Origin of the sequence: Citrobacter sp. Cpo030 (assembly GCF_030333005.1) — a bacterium.
GTDB classification, from domain to species: Bacteria; Pseudomonadota; Gammaproteobacteria; order Enterobacterales; family Enterobacteriaceae; genus Citrobacter; species Citrobacter portucalensis.
On record NZ_JAOWGT010000049.1, the window covers coordinates 1 to 18,833 of the forward strand.

The 18,833-nt window shown below is 49.5% G+C and carries 17 protein-coding genes and 1 pseudogene; 3 read left to right on the forward strand and 15 right to left on the reverse strand.

Annotated features, from left to right (window positions below):
- From OGY37_RS06825 to OGY37_RS06850, 6 genes and pseudogenes are all read right to left on the reverse strand, one after another.
- Positions 1-991 (reverse strand): annotated as a pseudogene (locus OGY37_RS06825) (IS3 family transposase); the annotation flags it as partial.
- 144 nt (positions 992-1,135) lie between these two features.
- Positions 1,136-1,852: a fimbrial biogenesis chaperone gene (locus OGY37_RS06830; protein ID WP_003832727.1), complete on the reverse strand. Its 717-nt coding sequence runs from the start codon at positions 1,850-1,852 to the stop codon at positions 1,136-1,138.
- Positions 1,853-1,874: 22 nt separating this feature from the next.
- Complete coding sequence (locus OGY37_RS06835) at positions 1,875-2,360, reverse strand: Csu type fimbrial protein (RefSeq protein WP_003832728.1); 486 nt, start codon at positions 2,358-2,360, stop codon at positions 1,875-1,877.
- Positions 2,361-2,615: 255 nt separating this feature from the next.
- On the reverse strand, positions 2,616-3,620 hold the full coding sequence (gene trpS / locus OGY37_RS06840; RefSeq protein ID WP_286620410.1) for a tryptophan--tRNA ligase: 1,005 nt from the start codon (positions 3,618-3,620) through the stop codon (positions 2,616-2,618).
- A gap of 215 nt (positions 3,621-3,835) precedes the next feature.
- Positions 3,836-5,620, reverse strand: coding sequence for a diguanylate cyclase (locus tag OGY37_RS06845; protein WP_284969244.1), 1,785 nt, complete (start codon positions 5,618-5,620; stop codon positions 3,836-3,838).
- A gap of 119 nt (positions 5,621-5,739) precedes the next feature.
- Positions 5,740-6,849, reverse strand: coding sequence for an AI-2E family transporter (locus tag OGY37_RS06850; RefSeq protein WP_126318234.1), 1,110 nt, complete (start codon positions 6,847-6,849; stop codon positions 5,740-5,742).
- Positions 6,850-7,137: 288 nt separating this feature from the next.
- On the opposite strand from OGY37_RS06850, the gene OGY37_RS06855 reads away from it, so the two are divergent.
- The gene (locus tag OGY37_RS06855) at positions 7,138-8,097 is read left to right on the forward strand and encodes a YbgA family protein (protein WP_148362024.1); all 960 of its coding nucleotides are present in this window, start codon (positions 7,138-7,140) and stop codon (positions 8,095-8,097) included.
- 12 nt (positions 8,098-8,109) lie between these two features.
- On the opposite strand, the gene OGY37_RS06860 is transcribed toward OGY37_RS06855, so the two are convergent.
- The 7 genes from OGY37_RS06860 to OGY37_RS06890 form a co-directional block, all read right to left on the reverse strand.
- Positions 8,110-10,038 carry a putative bifunctional diguanylate cyclase/phosphodiesterase gene (locus tag OGY37_RS06860; protein WP_126956289.1) on the reverse strand — a complete coding sequence of 643 codons (1,929 nt, stop codon included), beginning with the start codon at positions 10,036-10,038 and terminating at the stop codon, positions 8,110-8,112.
- A 17-nt stretch (positions 10,039-10,055) separates the two neighbouring features.
- Complete coding sequence (locus tag OGY37_RS06865) at positions 10,056-10,550, reverse strand: putative pterin-binding protein (RefSeq protein WP_003832739.1); 495 nt, start codon at positions 10,548-10,550, stop codon at positions 10,056-10,058.
- 410 nt (positions 10,551-10,960) lie between these two features.
- Positions 10,961-11,602, reverse strand: a complete 642-nt coding sequence (locus OGY37_RS06870; RefSeq protein ID WP_008784655.1) for a helix-turn-helix transcriptional regulator — start codon at positions 11,600-11,602, stop codon at positions 10,961-10,963.
- 127 nt (positions 11,603-11,729) lie between these two features.
- On the reverse strand, positions 11,730-12,698 hold the full coding sequence (locus OGY37_RS06875) for a threo-3-hydroxy-L-aspartate ammonia-lyase (RefSeq protein ID WP_003832743.1): 969 nt from the start codon (positions 12,696-12,698) through the stop codon (positions 11,730-11,732).
- A 27-nt stretch (positions 12,699-12,725) separates the two neighbouring features.
- Positions 12,726-13,121, reverse strand: coding sequence for a RidA family protein (locus OGY37_RS06880; RefSeq protein WP_003832744.1), 396 nt, complete (start codon positions 13,119-13,121; stop codon positions 12,726-12,728).
- Positions 13,122-13,368: 247 nt separating this feature from the next.
- A complete protein-coding gene (locus OGY37_RS06885; protein ID WP_003832746.1) occupies positions 13,369-13,677 on the reverse strand; it encodes a monooxygenase in 309 nt (102 codons plus the stop codon).
- A 36-nt stretch (positions 13,678-13,713) separates the two neighbouring features.
- Positions 13,714-14,505: a PhzF family phenazine biosynthesis protein gene (locus OGY37_RS06890; protein ID WP_286620413.1), complete on the reverse strand. Its 792-nt coding sequence runs from the start codon at positions 14,503-14,505 to the stop codon at positions 13,714-13,716.
- Positions 14,506-14,634: 129 nt separating this feature from the next.
- On the opposite strand from OGY37_RS06890, the gene OGY37_RS06895 reads away from it, so the two are divergent.
- Positions 14,635-15,333, forward strand: a complete 699-nt coding sequence (locus OGY37_RS06895; protein WP_286620415.1) for an RluA family pseudouridine synthase — start codon at positions 14,635-14,637, stop codon at positions 15,331-15,333.
- Between the two features lie 37 nt (positions 15,334-15,370).
- On the opposite strand, the gene mdtK is transcribed toward OGY37_RS06895, so the two are convergent.
- Complete coding sequence (mdtK, locus tag OGY37_RS06900; protein WP_286552410.1) at positions 15,371-16,744, reverse strand: multidrug efflux MATE transporter MdtK; 1,374 nt, start codon at positions 16,742-16,744, stop codon at positions 15,371-15,373.
- A 217-nt stretch (positions 16,745-16,961) separates the two neighbouring features.
- Here mdtK and OGY37_RS06905 point away from each other — a divergent pair, with 217 nt between their 5' ends.
- Entirely contained in the window at positions 16,962-17,609 is a 648-nt protein-coding gene (locus OGY37_RS06905) for a riboflavin synthase (RefSeq protein ID WP_003832752.1), read from the forward strand.
- A gap of 41 nt (positions 17,610-17,650) precedes the next feature.
- Here the strand turns inward: OGY37_RS06905 and cfa are convergent, their stop codons facing one another.
- Positions 17,651-18,799, reverse strand: coding sequence for a cyclopropane fatty acyl phospholipid synthase (gene cfa, locus OGY37_RS06910; RefSeq protein ID WP_003832753.1), 1,149 nt, complete (start codon positions 18,797-18,799; stop codon positions 17,651-17,653).
- Positions 18,800-18,833 lie beyond the last annotated feature (34 nt).

Below are 18,833 nucleotides of genomic sequence, written 5' to 3' on the forward strand. Positions count from 1 at the left end.
ATCCGTTCACGTTTCAACAACTGGAAAAAACTTTCTGCAACCGCATTATCATGGCAGTTACCGCGACGGCTCATGCTACCCTCCAGGCCGTGTGATTTCAGGAACGACTGCCACTCATGGCTTGTGTACTGACTGCCCTGATCCGAATGAACCAGCACCTGTTTTTCGGGATTACGCCGCCATACAGCCATCAGCAGTGCGTTCAGGACAATGTCCTTTGTCATCCGGGATTGCATGGACCAGCCGATAATTTTGCGTGAGAACAGATCAACAACAACGGCAAGATACAGCCAGCCTTCGTGGGTCCTGATGTAGGTTATGTCCGTTACCCAACGCTCATCAGGAGCATCCGGATTGAACTGTCGCTGGAGCCTGTTGGGTGACACGATACTGGCCTCGCCTTTACGTGCCCGCGGGCTTCGGTATCCGACCTGAGCCTTTATTCCGACACGTTTCATCAGTCTCCAGACTCTGTTTACTCCGCACTGTTGCCCGCTGTCACGCAGATCCAGATGGATTTTGCGATAACCATAGACGCATCCCGACTCCAGCCAGAACTGTTTAATCTGTCCTGTCAGTCTCAGGTCTGCCTGATGGCGTTGTGAATGCGGCTGCTGAAGCCAGGCGTAAAAACCACTGGGATGAACATCCAGCACCCGACAGAGCAGGCGAACAGGCCAGCAACAGGAGTTGTCACGGATAAAGGCGTACCTCAGTCGGACAGCTTTGCGAAGTACGCCGCGGCTTTTTTTAATATGTCCCGTTCGTCGGTAACCCGTTTCAGCTCTTTCTGGAGACGGCGGATCTCGGCCTGAGCATCTGACTGTTCTTTATTAGTGGAAGAATCCGGACCGTACTTCTTTATCCAGGCATAAAGGCTGTGGGTGGTGATATCGAGACGTGTTGCAACGCTGGCAACAGAATAACCGCGATCAACAACCTGTTTGACTGCTTCAGTTTTAAACTCTTCGGGATAACGCTTACCGCTCATGGGCACCTCTCTTTAAGCCATCTTAAATGACTCTGAGGTGTCTGTTAAACCCGTGGCGATTCATTTATCGTTGCAGTCAGATACAGTGTCTCATTTTCCGCTGACTGGACAGAGGGACATACCAATAAAAAAACAACAATGGATTTAAGGTGTAATGTTAATGATCTGCGTTTTAGCATTGTCATTCAAATTAAGTGATAAAGATGACGCAGTAGTTATTCCATTCGGTAACGGCCATTCCTTTTCACTATGCGGTAATACATACCCGAGTAATCCATTGCTCATGGCAACACTTCTCTTGCCAGAAAAAATAAAAACATCGCTTAATTTAACATGCTGTGTGCCATTGTTTTTTATTTTTAACATTAATGGATGAACTGAACGATCGATTGATACATCTAGTTGACTACTGATGGGTTGGGTATCTTTACAATTAACAAATACCGGGATGGAATAACGCAGCAAGAAACGAACCCCATCTTTATCAGCCATATTATTTTCACCAGGGAGTTCATCAACGATAATACGGTAGGCCTGCTCGTTATCACCACTACCTGGCGTTGTTAAGATAACCCGGATCAATTGCTGGCGGGAGACCGGGATTGTGGTCATAGGAGGGCTAACCATTACGTCCTGGGTCTCGGTCAAGTTGTCTTTATTATTTTGCTGTTTCCACGCATAGACACGGATCTGTGCCCCGATAGTGGCGCTACCTGTGTTACGTACATAGATAGCCTGGGCGGATTCTTTACCACAGAATCCCAGAGTGACCGGGTACACCTGCAAGGTGGCAGCGTATGAGTTTATTGTGCAGGCCAGGCTCAAGACGCTAACACCAACCCATAAAATAAATCGCTTCATATGCTGCACCTTTAATATTAAATCAATATGTAACTGTTAATGTAACGGTATCGGTATAGTCCCCAGCAGAGGCCTGTTTCAGGGCATTTGCCGTTACTTTCCCGAAGATGGGCAATGCTTGCTGTTCACCGGTACCGATAGCTGAAATACCATTATCAGCCAGAGAAGTGCCGCCAGGATGGTCGGTAGAAAGGGTATAGGCTACTTTTTTTGCATCGGCGGTGTCGTTAGAACTCATTTCGAAATCGTGAGTTTTATCCGTTCCGAGCATATACCCTGTGCCGTTTGTACAGGTTACATAAGCTTTGGCAGAGGCTGTAACAGCCCCATCATTACTACCGTGTGAGCCAAAATCCATATCATCAACGCTGACCTTGCATGATTTTTCGACGGTCAGTTTTACCGTCATTTGGTCGCTAACGCTGCCTGAATCATCTGCAAAGACAGCGGATGAAAATAAAATGCTAATCGCAGTCAGAGATAATGCAGTGGCTTTACGGTTAATCATTTTAAAACTCGCTAAGGTTATATAATCGATTTTATAAGGGTGGGGAAAGGCGAGGAAGGATAGAGATTACTGGCTAATTTTGATTATGTAATTGTGCTATGTGTAAATCATGTAAATGGCTGGAAAGGGTATTTACATTCAGTAGGGAATCGTTGAGTCACAACCTCGGGTGTCACGTGATATGAGTTGAATTAGCGCCATAAAGAGTCACCCCTCCCGGTGGTTATTTCCCGCCGGGAGAGACATCAATCCAGATTAGAACACCGGCAAACCCAGCCCTTGCTTCACTTCTCTTAATGTCTGCTGCGTAATCTCGTGCGCCTGCTCGCTTCCTTTTTTGAGCATCGCCATCAGCATGCCTTTATCCTGAATGTAGGTTGCCCGCCGCTCGCGCATTGGCGCGATGAGTTCTTGCAAGCACACTTCCAGCTCGTTTTTGCATGTCCGGTCACCCAGTCCACCCCGTTGGTAATGCGCTTTCATTTCCGCCACTTTTGCTTTATCCGGATGAAAAGCATCGAGGTAAGTGAATACCATATTGCCGTCTATTTGCCCTGGGTCGGACACTTTCAGATGATTAGGGTCGGTGTACATTGCGCTGACCGCGCGGTGAATGGTTTCTTCGCTGGCTGACAGGAGCAATGTGTTACCAAGCGATTTTGACATTTTAGCGTTTCCGTCGATCCCTGGAAGGCGGCTGGTTTCACTCAGCAGCGCTTTGCAGTGCGATAGGACGGGGGCCGGTAACAGGCTATTCATCTTATGCACGATTTCGTTAGTCTGCTCAATCATTGGCAACTGATCGTCGCCGACGGGAACGACTTCGGCTTTGAAGGCCGTAATATCTGCCGCCTGACTGATGGGATAAACCAGAAAGCCAACCGGTAACGAACGGGCGAACCCTTTCTGCGCAATTTCGTTTTTGACCGTAGGATTACGCTCCACGCGAGCCACGGTGACGATGTTCATATAAAGTGCGGTTAACTCTGCGAGAGCAGGCAGTGCAGATTGCAGACAGATGGTGGTGAGTGACGGGTCTATTCCTCCGGCAAGATAGTCGGCAAGTACTTCGGGAATATTGTTGCGGATCTTTTGCGGTGTGCTGCCGTTATCGGTTAACCCTTGTAGGTCAGCCACCAATATAAACTGCTGATAATCGTGTTGCAGCGTGGCGCGCTGGCGCAATGACCCCACATAATGGCCAAGATGCAGCGGGCCGGTGGGACGATCGCCTGTGAGGATGATGGTTTTATTGTTCATGTCAGACTCCTTAGTCATAAAACCGAAAGGGGTCTCTAAATGCAAATAACCGCCTTTCGGCGGTTATTTAAAATGAGGAAAACACATTCTGACCGCCTTTAAGAAGGCAGCCACCACAGGTTGTGATTAAAAGCGGTGATATCGTTGTTTGTGTTCATCCAGTTAACATACCACCTGGCGTAGAGGTAAAGCAATGCCCGAAGTGCTGGCCCATATCAGCTCGCTTCCAGCATGCCAAAGCTCACAATGCGCGAACGACCTAACTCTTTCGCGCGGTACAGTGCCACATCTGCGGCGCGTAACAGGTTGTCGCTCTGGGCGTGCTGCGGATAGCTGGCAACGCCAATAGAGACATCCACGTGTCCAATATCGGAAACGCCAAAGCGCAGCGACAGTTCGCGTACGCCGTTGTAGATTTCTGTTGCAAAGCGGTTAGCGGCCTGTTCATCCGTATTGGGCAGTAGTACCAGAAACTCTTCACCGCCGTAGCGGAAGGCCATACCGCTGTCGTGGACAACGCGCTGAATAGTCGCAGCGATACTTTTGATTACGCTATCGCCTGCCTCATGGCCAAAGCGGTCATTAATACTTTTAAAATGATCGATATCGATCATCAGGCAACTGATCGGTTCTTTATTACGCACTGCCTGGCTCATCTGGGTACGCAGTGTATCTTCAAGATGATGACGGTTGCGCAGTCCGGTTAGCGGGTCGTAGAGCGCTTTTTCCAACAGAGCATCACGCAGACGCTGGTTGGCTAATGCGAGGCCGAGTGCTTCTGCCATCAGCTCCAGATATGCACGGGAGGGGGCGGAATCATCGCTAAGGTTCTGGAATGAGAGCAGACCGATGGCTTCGCCCTGGGCAATCAGCGGAATACACAGGGTGTGGTGTTGACATGACTCTGGCAGATGGTAGCAGGCAATATCGGGTTCACCTTGTACCGGAGGATGGCTCTGGCCGCGGCGCACAGCCCAGCATTCGTCCGGGTGGAACGCATCCGCTTTACCCTGCGGAGAAAGCCACTGTGCAACGCAGCGCATTTGCCAGGGTTCCTGGTCCAGTATGTAAAGCCGCCCGGCAATACCTGGAGCAATATTCGGTGCAAACAGCTCTGCAACATTGATGACATCGGCAAAACTCTCGCAACCCTGCAGACGTTGCGTCATGCGCGCCAGAAGATCGCGGATTGCCCAGTCGGCATCTCGCTCTTTCTCCAGTCTCTGACGCGCCAGACCGTTCTCGCGAAATATCCGGATCGCCTGCGCCATGTCGCCTATTTCATCTATCTGGTTAAAACTGGGCGTCTCAACGGCATAATCCTGCGATGCGAGACGGTTTACGACATCGCTCAAACGCACGACGGGGCGCAGGACGCGACGCTTTAGAATGAAACCGAGAACGAATAAAAACAGCAGCGCCGTCAGACCGACCATCACTTCAGAGGCCGTCCGCAGCATGCGGGATGACTGGGTTGCATCTTCAATCGTATTACGTACGCGGTTATCGAGCAGTTGGCGGAAATGATCTATCCGGTCCTGGGCGCGTTCCAGTTCCTGTTCATAGCTTTTTCCATAGAGCAGGGCAATAGCCTGCGACTCTTCTGCGCGCGCGACGCTGGCAAGCGCCGCAGCTTGCTCGTCCTGCAGGGCATCAACAATCTGTAACCCTTCGTGCAATAGCGCCAGCTCTTCATCCGTTGCTCCAAGGTCCTTGAGCTTCGACAGACGATGCTCAACAGCTTTCAGCGACGCTTCTTTCTGACGGTAGGCGTTAAGCACCTCAGGATCTTTTGCAATAACATAGTCGCGCGCCAGGTCGGACAGCGACCAGGCATCGAGTTCGACTTCTTCGGTAAGTTGATCGAACTGATAACGCTGTTCTACCACCTGGCGTTCTGTGTTATCGGCGCTGGATGCCATCAGCATGACAACGCCTGAAGCGATGGTCAGACATACCGTCGCGCTATAGGCCCAGTTGGTAATTGTGGCTATTCGCACTGATTAGTTCCTTCTGCGACGATTAATGAATAAGCATGATTGAAATTATAGGAAACGTATGATTTTGCGTGAAAATAAAAAAGGCGGTCCTGAAACCGCCTTCTGTTATCGTCCTGCAATCATAAATCTGGAGGATTTTTTCCTTCTTCCATAAAGGCTTCGTCGATTCCTTCCACGTTGCCTTCATGATCACGCCCGGAAAACAGGTTCCAGCAGGTTATGAAAAGCGCAGCAATCAGGGGGCCAATCACAAAGCCGTTAATGCCGTAGATCTCCATGCCGCCGAGAGTGGTAATCAAAATCAGGTAGTCCGGCATTTTGGTGTCTTTACCTACCAGCAGCGGGCGCAGGATATTGTCCACCAGCCCAACGATAATCACGAAGAAGCCAACGATAAACAGCCCTTGCCATAGCTGGTGGGTGGCGAACAGGAATATTGCTGCTGGTACCCAGACGATCGCTGAACCGACGGCGGGCACGAGGGAGAGAAACGCCATCAATGCACCCCACAGAACGCTGCCGTCGATATCTACAATCGCAAACGCAATGCCGCCAAGAATCCCCTGAACCAATGCGACAACTGCTGTGCCCTTGACCGTTGCCCGCGTCACGCCGACGAATTTGGCAAACAGGTGCTGTTTGGCAAAATCAGAAAGCGGTAATGAGTCCAGAATCTGGCGCACCAAATACGGTCCATCCTTCAGTAAGAAAAACAGCAGATACAGCATGATGCCAAAGCTGATAGCAAAGCCGAATGTCCCTTTCCCAATCAGGAATGCACTGCCAGCAAGGTACTGCCCGCCTTGCAGCACGACATCGGACAGTTTTTTCTGGATCTGCGCGACATCATCCAGATTGTGTTCTGCCAGAAATCCTCTGGCCCAATCAGGAAGGTACGAAAGAACAGAAGTGACAACTTCCGGGAACTGCGTGTCATTCTGTTGCAGTTTGGTGTACACCACATTCAGTTCAATGGCCAGCGATGACAGGATTACCATCAGCGGGATAAAGACAATCAGACAGATAATGGCGATGGTAATCAACGATGCCAGCCCGTTGCGTTCGCCAAGCGCGCTACGCAGTCTGTTTTTTACCGGGTTAAAGATAGTCGTTAATATCGCGGCCCACAAAATGGCGGAAAAGTAGGGGGACAATACATCGAAGAACGCCCAGGTCACGAGGGCAAGTATGAAAATGAAGAAACCTTTAGTCAGTCCGTTAAATCGCATTAGTGAACCCTGTAATGAGAAGCAGTCCCGACTATAGAACCGTTCAGGGGATTTACCAACTTTAGCTGCAGATATTTAGAATAAAGATGTTGCACTAAGGCTACATTCTTATTGTCCTTGCTTCACTGGCGGGATAGCTATCCTTGATCTCCTCCCTGAAAACAGTACCAGTCTAAACTGAAGTCTCCGGTCTTTCTTCCATCTCACAGCAGATAACGTACGCTATGATTTAATAGTGAAACCGTCATTTTTTCCCGAAAAGGGTCATCAATTAACGAGGGGGTCGTTATGAACACTCAGCCTGTCATCGGGATTAGTGGATGTTTAACTGGTTCAGCCGTGCGATTCGACGGTGGGCATAAACGGATGGGGTTTGTGATGGACGAGCTGGCTCAGTGGGTGACTTTCAAACCTGTCTGCCCTGAGATGTCTATCGGTTTGCCTGTACCACGTCCCGCGTTGCGTCTGGTTCAAACCGCCCAAGGGAATGTCCGCATCTGTTTTAGCCATGCGCCTGGTGAGGATGTAACCGATAAAATGTCCGATTTCGCCAACTCATATCTTCAGGGACTTGGTGGCCTCTCGGGTTTTATCGTCTGTGCTAAATCACCGAGTTGCGGTATGGAAAGAGTGAGACTGTATGACGAGAAGGGAAATCGTGGGCGAAAAGAAGGGACTGGTCTGTTTACTGGCGCATTAATGGAAACCTACCCGTGGTTGCCAGTCGAAGAAGATGGCCGCTTGCACGATCCGGTGCTGAGGGAGAACTTTGTCGAACGCGTGTTCGCATTGCATGAGCTTAATAGGCTGCGGGCCAATGGTCTTACTCGCCATGGCTTACTCAACTTTCACAGTCGCTATAAGCTCCAGCTTCTGGCTCATCACCAGGCCGGTTACCGGGAAATCGGCCCATTCGTTGCCTCGCTTCACCAGTGGGATGATTTGGACGCTTTTTTCGTTGTCTATCGTGAAAAGCTCATGACGATCCTCAAAAAGCCCGCCTCACGGAAAAATCACACCAACGTACTGATGCATATCCAGGGCTACTTCCGCGAACGGTTGAACACCCGCCAGCGCGGAGAGTTACGTGACGTTATCCTCAACTATAGCGGTGGGCTGCTGCCAATATTGGCGCCTCTGACGCTACTCAAGCACTATCTGGCTGAATACCCAGACAGCTATCTGCTTACCCAGAACTATTTTGATCCTTATCCGAATGATTTAGCGCTACGGTTGATGATCAAATAGTCTGAGAGCGATTCAACCGTTTCTGATTTTCTCATCGATACAAGGCTGAGGTTTACCAAACAGATATCCTTGGGCGAAATCGCAGCCCAGCGCCTGAAGGCTTTTTAGTTGTTCCTGCGTTTCAACACCTTCAGCAACAGCCTTCATATTGAGGGATTTCGCCATGCCGGTGATCAGTTTGATGATATTAAGTGCATCTTCCTGTGTGGATATTGAATGGACAAACGACTTGTCTATTTTAATTTTATCGAAGGCAAGCCTGCTCAGGCGCGAAAGGGAAGAATATCCGGTGCCAAAATCATCGATGGAGATTTTTACACCCATGGCTCTGAGTTTGTTAAGTGTGTTCATCGGCGTCGTACTCTCAGTGAAGAGAGAGGATTCTGTTACTTCCAGTTCAAGACGATCGGCTGGGAGTCCAGTTTCTTTCAGAATAGACAGTACGATACCGACAAAGGCTTTGCTGCTTAGCTGGACAGGAGAGACATTCACTGAAATTTTAGCCGGAACCGCCCAACAAGCCGCTTCCCGGCAGGCAATTTCAAGCACAGCTTTCCCCATCTCATTAATCATTCCGGTTTTTTCAGCAACAGGAATAAAGTTATCCGGCGACAGGAGGCCCTTTAGAGGATGGAGCCAACGAATTAGGGCTTCATAGCTATAAATTTCCTGGCTGAAGGAGTCAACAATGGGCTGATAATAAACCACGAATTCTTTGTTCACTATTGCCAATGCCATATCATGCTCAAGCGTTCTGCTTTCTTGTAGCTTTTCTAACATTCGTTGTCGGAAGACTTTTATCTTACCAGAGCCTTCACCTTTGGCTTCATAAAGGGCCAGATCGGCAAATTTATAAAGATAGTCGGAACGACGTTCAGTGTCTGAGATAACAATGCCAACACAGGTGGTTATGTTGATAATCGTGTTATAAATAGTGTAGGGCTGGCTGATAAATTCACATATTTTCTGGGCGCGCGAAACGGCGTGGCTTTCTGTCAGGCCGCTTGAGAGAAACGCAAATTCATCTCCACCCAGGCGATACAGCGTATCCGAGGTAAGGCTCATCGAAACCAGTCGGTCAGATATCTGGCGTAGCAACATATCACCGGCATCATGACCATACGTATCATTTACTTCTTTGAATCGATCTAAATCAAATAACATCACAGTCACAGAATCGTGATTTTTTTCTGCTCTCTCAATTGTTTTATTTAAATCGCTCCAGAATAGCTGACGGTTATTCATCTCGGTAAGAGAGTCATGGTAGACGTCATATTCCAGTTTAGCATTCTGCATTTGCAGTTTTTCTTTAGATTTCTGCAGTTCTTCGGCAAGACTCTTGACCTGCAGGTGCGCCCGCAGAATATTTCTGTTTTGATAGAAAATGAGCACGCCCAGAATCGCACTCAGTATTATCAGCAGCACAGAGGTAGCAGAATAAATATAGTACAGCGTCTGAATTTTTTGGTTGGCGTTATTGATCGAGTTAACATCTTTGTTTAACGCACCAGATGAAAGACGACCCAGTGGCGCATCCAGAGTATGCATTTTTTTCAGATAAGCCTGGAGTGCTAAACGGTTCATTTTCTCTAGATTAACATCCAGAAAACTAAGGGTATTTTCAAGTTTTACCGCCAGTTCACGGTGCGCTATATTGCTTTCGATGTAGCGCCCCAGGTCTCCTTCTTTTATCAAATCACTCTGGCTAAGCATAATGTCGAGGCGCATGCGTACATCATCGAGATTCATCGTATCATCGATAGTGTAAAGACCAAGCAACGATTCAAATCGGTAATATTGTGATACCAGCTGAGCAGCAGACCAGGAATCGGTGTAGTGAGTCAGTTTCTGTAACTCTTGTTGCCGTTCATGCACGAGGAAAGAGATATACCCGGTAGATATAAAAAGAAAAAAGATGATGCCAGCCAGTATTCTGTTCATGATGTTCCCCTGAACGCTTACTCAATATCCATACTACTGACCTGCCATGCAGACCTTGAATAATAAATCTGATTATTCAGTTCTGGCATGCTGTCATAGGGGTACACAATGAATAACGGGCCTTTGTCACGGATGCGCATATATTTTCCGTTGATTTTTAACGCAAGGATAGCATTGTATTTTTTGAAATCACTAAGAGGGATAACGGTGGTGTAGTCATTGAGTGCAGTGACCTTAACAACAGAGCCGTTAGCCCCGACATAATCCATGAGCTTTTGTAGCGGAATACCCGTAAAGGTAGTACGCCCATTATACCAAGGGGAGGTGGTCTGGAAACTGACCATGCCCAGCTTCTCAAGGCTGGCGGTATCAAAAACGGCTTTCCCGTCTGCATTTGTATTTTCAATATTACCCGACAGCGTTAAAAGCACTTTACCGGTGGGCCTGGAAAGTTCACCTGCCCATAGCTGGGTGGAGAGTACAAAGCTTACCAACATGACCATTAACCGCATTCTTACCTCACCAATCAGCCGGATGTTAAAGAATTATAATTTAGATATCACGCTATTTATATATATTGCATGGGTATTATTGGTGTAATAACTTCAATGGCTTTTTAACTCTTTTAAATCAGTGGGTTATTTGTTGTCTGTTCTACTGTGATGCATTAAAAATGCTGGTGTGTTATTTGAGTAAAGCTAAATTTCACTATGTATGTACAAAAATAAATCATCTATTTACTCAGTGCCAATAAATACGCACGAAAATAAAGGTTTATTTTTTCACTGCGGCTGGATTTGGTTGTTTACTGGTAGGTAACTATATCGGGCACGAAGCCGCCTTTAGTGGAGCGGGAACGCTTCGTGTCGGTAATCAAGGACAGAAATTCTATACGCGGCAAGTGTGGTCTATCTGAACCCGTTTATTCACCCGCCTGAGCTGACTGGCGGGCATACAGATAGGCGGTGGCCCTCGATACGCCCAGATGCTGCGCTACTGTGTCCATAGATTTGCGTACGTTCAGCAAACCGTCCTGGCGTAATTGTTGAATCAGCAGCTTACGGTCTTGAGGTTTAAGGGCTCGGGCCGTCGTCGCGCGTTTAGCGGCAAAGTCATCAATACGCTGGCGGATGACTTCATTACTGCCGGGATCGATATGTTCCTTAATGGGGGAATTTTCAGTTTCAGTAAAACGCGCAAGAGCACTCTGCATACCACGGAACAGCGTCATATCGACATTCAGGCAAAGTGCCGCTACGTATTTGCCGTCTTCGTCCTTGATGCCAATGGAGGTACTTTTCACCGGGCGGCCATCGGCAAACTGATTACTGTAGTTCGCAATGATGCTGGGAAAGTCAGGTGATGCAATTCTCGCCAGGCCAAGCTCGGTTGCTGGCTGGCCGGGTTGACGTCCGGACAGATTATTATGGATGGACAAAATGGCATGTTCAGGATTTTTGAGGTCATGAACCACCACTTCGCAAAACGGAGAGAAGGTCTCACTCAATCCCCTGGCGATAGTATCAATTTGGCTGAGAAGCGAGTTATTGTCGGTTTTTGGCATGCCAGTCTCCTGCGGTGATGTCTGTTGCCATGATTGCGAGCAGTTTACAGTGACCTGGGAGCGTTTTTCCAGACGGGAGTGTACAGACAGTAAAAGTAGGGTATCTGCATGGCAGATACCCTGTTTATCATCCGGCCAGAAATTCACTGTAGCGACTGATATCCACGTTTCCGCCGCTGATGATAATGCCGATTTTCTTGCCGCGAAGTTCAGCTTTACGCGCTCTGGCGGCAGCAAAACCCAGACACCCGGTCGGCTCTACGACGATTTTCATGCGTTCAGCGATAAATTTCATTGAGGCAACTAACTCAGCGTCTGAAACAGTCAGAATATCGTTCACGTTTTGCTTGATAATCTGAAACGTATAGTTCCCGAGATGTTGAGTCTGAGCACCGTCAGCAATGGTTTTGGGCGTATCGATATGAACTATTTTTCCACTTCGGAACGACTGTTGACCATCGTTACCCGCCTCAGGTTCGACACCATAGATGATGCAGTCAGGAGACAGATGTCTGGCCGCCAGGGCGGATCCTGAGAGCAGGCCGCCACCGCCCAGACACACGAAAAGGGCGTCTAACTGACCCACTTCTTCAATCAGCTCTTTTGTGGCGGTGCCCTGGCCTGCGATCACGTGCGGATGGTCATAAGGGGGGATCAGCGTTAACCCCTGTTTCTCTGCCAGGTCCCGACCAATTTTTTCACGATCTTCAGTATAGCGATCGTAAGTTACCACTTTTCCGCCATAGCCTTTCGTCGCCGCAACTTTGGCCGCCGGGGCATCATGCGGCATGATAATTGTTGCTGGAATGCCCAACAACTTTGCCGACAGGGCAATGGCCTGTGCATGGTTGCCGGAAGAAAACGTCACGACGCCCGCAGCGCGTTGTTGTGGGGTGAACTGGCGTAGCGCATTCATAGCGCCGCGAAATTTGAAGGCGCCCATTCTCTGGAAGTTTTCGCACTTAAAGAAGACTTCCGCGCCAAATTCTTCGTTAACCGTTCGGGAGGTCATCACCGGCGTTTTGTTAGCATAATCTGCGATGCGCTCTGCCGCAGCGGCAACATCGTTATAATCAGGCAGTGTCATTTCAGTCATTGTTGTTCACCTGTATGTTGTTAAACGTCACGCTTGCGGGGCCAACGCAATAGCTTCAACTTCCAGCGCAAAACCATAATGAAGTTCCGCAACACCTGCTACTGCACGGGATGGACGGAAATCGCCGATCCACTCTCCATAGATTTTGTTAAACGTCGGCCACTGGTTCATATCCGTCACATAGACGCGAACAGACACCAGATGCTGACGTGATGCCCCAGCACCAGCCAGACAAGCATCAATATTCTTGAGTACCAGCCGGGTTTGATCTTCAAAAGAGGCATCCGCTTTTTTCTCGCCGTCGAAAGTGACCGGCAACTGCCCGGAAATGAAGACGAATCCGCCAGCCGTTGTACTGTGCGAGTAATGACCTGCTGGCGGGAAGCTTCCAGCAGATGAGTTCAGTGTAATGTCCGCGGTCATATGAGAATCTCCAGTCGCAGTTTGTGATTCATTTTGTATAAAATAATACCGTTTGTATTATTTTATACGCCTTTATGCCACTTCCTGCTAGAGATAGTTTTCGCGAGTGATGATTTTGTGAACTATTGCAAACTTGGCACACGCTATAGCGCAATCGCGAGGTGACGAAAGAGGGGGATCGCTTTTGATGAGGGGAAAGCCGGGGGAAATGAAGAAACGCCCCGGGAGGGGCGTCTAAGGCAAAAGTTTAGCTGATATGACCGTGGTTAATTTTACTTAACGGTTCATTGATATCGAAGATTTTGAACGTTACTTCTTCCACACCCAGGTGCTTCAGGCGGGCGGTATGCTTTTTGATATAGGCCTGAGCGGTGTCTTCGTTCTGGAACAGGTAGATGCCACCCGCTTCGTGATTTGCTTCGTTCTCGGTCCAGATTTTCCAGATGAACCCCGGCTCCTGGTTGATTGATTCGGCCAGTTCAACGAGCTGATTCGACATCTCAGCCCCAAACGGACCATGAAAATCAAAGTGTATCTGCACGAGTTTGTTCGACATAAATCCTCCATGGATTGGTTATTTTGGGTAAGGCCGCTAGCGCAACAGCACTTTACCGGTCAGATAAGTTATCGCCTGCCCACTGATATAAACACGCGTTCCTGCTAACTGACAGCGTAAATCCCCGCCGCGTTCAGAGACCTGGCGTGCCAGCATCTGTGTTTTATTCAGTTTTCCAGCCCAGTAAGGGATCAGCATGCTATGTGCCGAGCCTGTGACCGGGTCTTCCGCGACGGCTTCACCCGGGCAAAAGAAACGGCTGACAAAATCGTATTCCCCGTCACCCGGCGCGGTGATGCATACCATTTTCCCCAGCGGCAGCATGGCGTGGATGTTTGGGCGCACAGCCTCAACCTGCTGTTGATTTTCCAGCACCACCATGTAATCTCTTGCCACACGCACCTCTTTGTATTCGGTGATGCCTAATGTTTCCAGCAGTAAAGCTGGCGGCACGGCAGATTCGCTTGGCCAGGCTGGAAAATCAAGCGTCAGCCATTCACCGCAGCGCGTGACCGTCAGCGGTCCCACAAAGCGGGTAGCAAATTGGATTTTCGTATCCGGGTAATCCAGATGTTCAAAGATGACATGCGCGGCGGCAAGCGTGGCATGCCCACAAAGATTGATTTCACCCTGAGTGGTAAACCAACGCAGCTCAAAACCATCCTCATCGGCGACAAAAAAAGCGGTTTCTGACTGGTTATGCTGCTGCGCCATCTTTAATAATGTTTCATCGGGCAACCAGTCCGTGAGCGGACAGACTGCTGCGGCATTACCGCCAAACGTCGTGGTGGTAAAGGCATCCACCATGTAAAAATTGATTTGTTGCACAGAGTAACCCTCTCATCGCACTCAGGATAAATCACACTCTACCATGCCAGCCATTGGGTCAATGCTCAGATTCGCCACTGTGGTGAAAATTCGTTATCATCCGTTCCCACACCTCATTCTGGCCGCCTGATGTCTACGATCTTCGATACCTTTATTGCCCCGCCTTGCCATGACGAGATAGAGACCCTCTATCAGGACGAGCATCTGTTGCTCATTAATAAACCCAGCGGGTTGCTTAGCCTGTCGGGCAAAAATCCGCAGAATCTCGATTCGGTACATCACCGGCTGGTACAGATTTACCCTGGCTGCACGCTGGTACATCGGCTTGATTTCGGCACTTCTGGGCTGATGGTGGTCGCTCGTAACAAGGCTATCAACGCCGCGCTTTGCCAGCAGTTCAGCCAGCGTACGGTCACTAAGGTGTACAGCGCGCTGTTATGCGGGCATCTGGAAAACGACGAAGGGGTTATCGATGCAGCGATTGCTAAAGACCCGGCGCTGTTTCCATTGATGTCGATTTGTGCTCTCAACGGCAAACCCGCACGCTCGCGCTATCAGGTTGTCGAGCGTTTTTATCATCGTCAGGAAGAGGGGGCGTTGCTCCCCTTGACGCGAGTGCAACTGACGCCTGAAACCGGGCGTACCCATCAACTACGGATCCACTGTCAGCAGTTAGGACATCCCATTTTAGGATGTGATTTGTATGGCGGGCGTTTGCTGCCTGGCACTGAACAAACGCCGCGATTGATGCTGCATGCCAGTGAACTGCATTTCAGGCATCCCATTAGTGAAGCGTGGATGAACGCCAAAAATGACAGCCCGTTTTGAGGCGAAAAAAAGCCGCCTGGCGGCGGCTTTTATGAGGTTATCGCGCAGCGCGTTGCAAAATAACCGCTGACGGTTGGCGTTGTAGAAACCGCATCCGCAGCATCATCAGTATCGCCGCAGAGGTCAGGCCGATAATAAAGCCCATCCAGAATCCCGCTGGTCCCATTCGGTCAACTACCAGATCGGTAAGCGCCAGAATATAACCGCTCGGCAGACCCAGCACCCAGTATGCCGTAAAGGTAATAAAGAAAATGGAACGCGTATCTTTATAACCACGCAGGATCCCGCTGCCAATAACCTGGATAGAGTCCGAAATTTGATACACCGCGGCCAGTAACATGAGCTGAGCCGCCAGGGCGACAACTTCCGGGTTATTGTTATAGAGCAGGGCAATATGCTCGCGGAATGTCACGGTGAAAATCGCCGTTACGACAGCCATGCAGACACCAACACCCAGACCCGTTCTGGCTGCAGTTTGCGCATCCAGCGTGGAGCCCTGGCCCAGACGATAGCCGACACGAATGGTGACGGCGGCAGCCAGAGACATCGGCAGGACGAACATTAACGAGCTGAAGTTCAGTGCGATTTGGTGTCCGGCTACGTCGACAATCCCCAGTGGAGAAACTAGTAGCGCGACCACCGCAAACAACGTCACTTCGAAAAATAAAGCCAGCGCGATAGGTAAACCCAGCTGTACCAGACGCTTCATTACTGCGGTGTCAGGTTTCTGGAAACCACCCTCATTACGGATATCGCGCATTGAACGCGCACGTTTGATGTAAGAGAGCATGGCGATAAACATCACCCAGTAAACCGCTGCTGTTGCCACACCACAACCCACGCCACCCAGTTCCGGCATGCCTAAATGCCCATAGATGAAAATATAGTTAACCGGAATGTTCACCAGCAGGCCGAGAAATCCCATCACCATCGCCGGTTTAGTCTTTGCTAATCCTTCGCACTGGTTACGGGCTACCTGGAAGAACAGATAACCCGGTGCGCCCCACAGCAGGGCACGCAGGTAGCCAACGGCCTTATCTGCCAGCGCCGGGTCGATGTTATGCATGGAGCGAATAATGTACCCCGCATTCCATAGCACAACCATAATCAGCACGGAGACGCTGCCCGCCAGCCAGAAGCCCTGACGTATTTGATGGGCGATACGGTCGCGGCGTCCGGAACCATTGAGTTGCGCAATTACCGGCGTCAACGCCAGCAGTAGTCCGTGACCAAACAGAATGGCCGGTAGCCAGATGGACGTACCAATGGCGACTGCCGCCATATCCGTCGCGCTGTATCCGCCCGCCATGACGGTATCAACGAATCCCATTGCGGTTTGAGCGATTTGCGCAAGAATCACCGGAATTGCCAGAGCTAATAACTGACGCGCTTCACTTACATACTTTTGCACGTGTACACCACTATATTGTTGTTATTTGAGAGACTAAAAAAGCCGCCTTATATGGCAGCAAGGAGAAAAAGCAGGGGAAATTTCAGTCTATTGTAGCGAGGAATACGTAATTCTCCAGTGAAAAAACAGGCGCTGGTGGCGCATTGCTGGCAACCTGAATTTCCACCTGCTATTGTGCTGTGCAGAGATGTCTTAATTGAGTTCAGGAGTAGGAAGTATGTTTACGGGTATTGTGCAGGGCACCGCAAAATTGGTGTCCATTGATGAAAAACCAAATTTTCGTACGCATGTTGTGGAGTTGCCTGAATATATGCTGGATGCGCTGGAGACCGGCGCATCGGTTGCCCACAATGGGTGCTGCCTGACGGTCACCGAAATTAACGGTAACCAGATAAGCTTCGACCTGATGAAAGAAACGCTGCGTATCACCAACCTGGGCGATCTGAAGGTCGGAGATTTGGTTAACGTTGAACGTGCGGCAAAATTCAGTGATGAGATTGGCGGACATTTAATGTCGGGCCATATTATGACCACTGCCGAAGTGTCGAAAATTCTGACCTCGGAGAATAACCGTCAGGTGTGGTTTAAAGTCCAGGACCCGTCGCTGATGAAATATATCCTGTACAAAGGATTTATTGGTATTGACGGTATCAGTCTGACGGTCGGTGAAGTGACGCCGACGCGTTTTTGTGTGCATTTGATTCCGGAAACGCTGGAGCGTACTACGCTTGGCAAGAAAAAGCTGGGCGCGCGGGTTAATATCGAAATCGATCCCCAAACGCAGGCGGTGGTTGATACCGTTGAACGTGTCCTGGCGGCGCGTGAAAGCGCCATCAGCAACATAACGGGCGAAGCGGGAGCCTAAGCCTGAGAGTAAAGCCCCCGTTGCTACGGGGGCGAAAACGATTAGCGGGGAACGCGCAGACCGTGTTCAACACCGCGGGAAAATACCACCTGCCATAGCTGAATGTCACGAGCACGAAACGCCCCGGCGCAGGCGTTCAGATAATAGCTGAACATCCGTTTGAAACGTTCGGTATAGTTATCGGCGATTTCAGGCCAGGAGTTCATGAAACGCTCGTGCCATGCCATCAGCGTCGTGTCGTAATCCGCGCCAAAATTATGCCAGTCTTCCATCACAAAATGCGGTTCGCTGGCGTTGGCAATCTGGCGAACTGACGGCAAACACCCGTTTGGGAAGATATACTTATTGATCCACGGATCAACGTTATTGTCGGTTTTTTTGGAGCCGATGCTGTGCAGTAAAAAGAGACCATCCGGTTTTAAATTACGATCGACCACCTCAAAATAGGTGGCGTAGTTCTTCGGTCCAACATGTTCAAACATGCCGACGGAGACAATGCGGTCGAATTTGTCGTTCAGGTCGCGATAATCCTGCAGCAAAATGGTGACATCCAGCCCAGCGCAACGTTCCTGTGCCATTTTCTGCTGTTCTGCCGAAATGGTCACACCCACCACGCTCACACCATATTGCGATGCCATAAACTGGGATAAACCACCCCAGCCACAGCCAATATCAAGCACCCGCATTCCTGGCTTCAGTTGCAATTTTTCAGCAATCATTTTGAGCTTCGCCTGTTGGGCAGATTCCAGAGTGTTGGCATCTTTCCAGTAGGCGCAGGAATACTGCATATAGGGGTCAAGCATGCGGGTAAAGAGATCGTTGCCCAAATCGTAATGTTCTTTGCCGACCATCCACGCACGTTTTTTGGTCTGTAAATTGAACAGGCGAGCCGTGGCGATACGTAGCGTATCTTTAAAGTGGCGGGGGAGTTGGTTTTCAAGACCGGCACGCAAGACTTTACTAAAAAACATGTCCAGCCGGTCGCATTCCCACCAGCCATCCATATAACTTTCACCCAACCCTAACGATCCTTCCTGTAATACGCGTTTGAAAAAATCGGGGTTCTTTACTCGAATATCAGCCGGTGCAGGGCCATTAATGGCAATGCCTGCACGACTCAATAATTCATTGGTAATGCGGTACCAGTCATCATCCGGTACGCTGACGTCTTCTATACATGATGAACTCATAGCTTCTCCATCACTGGTCGGTGATCAGAACCTT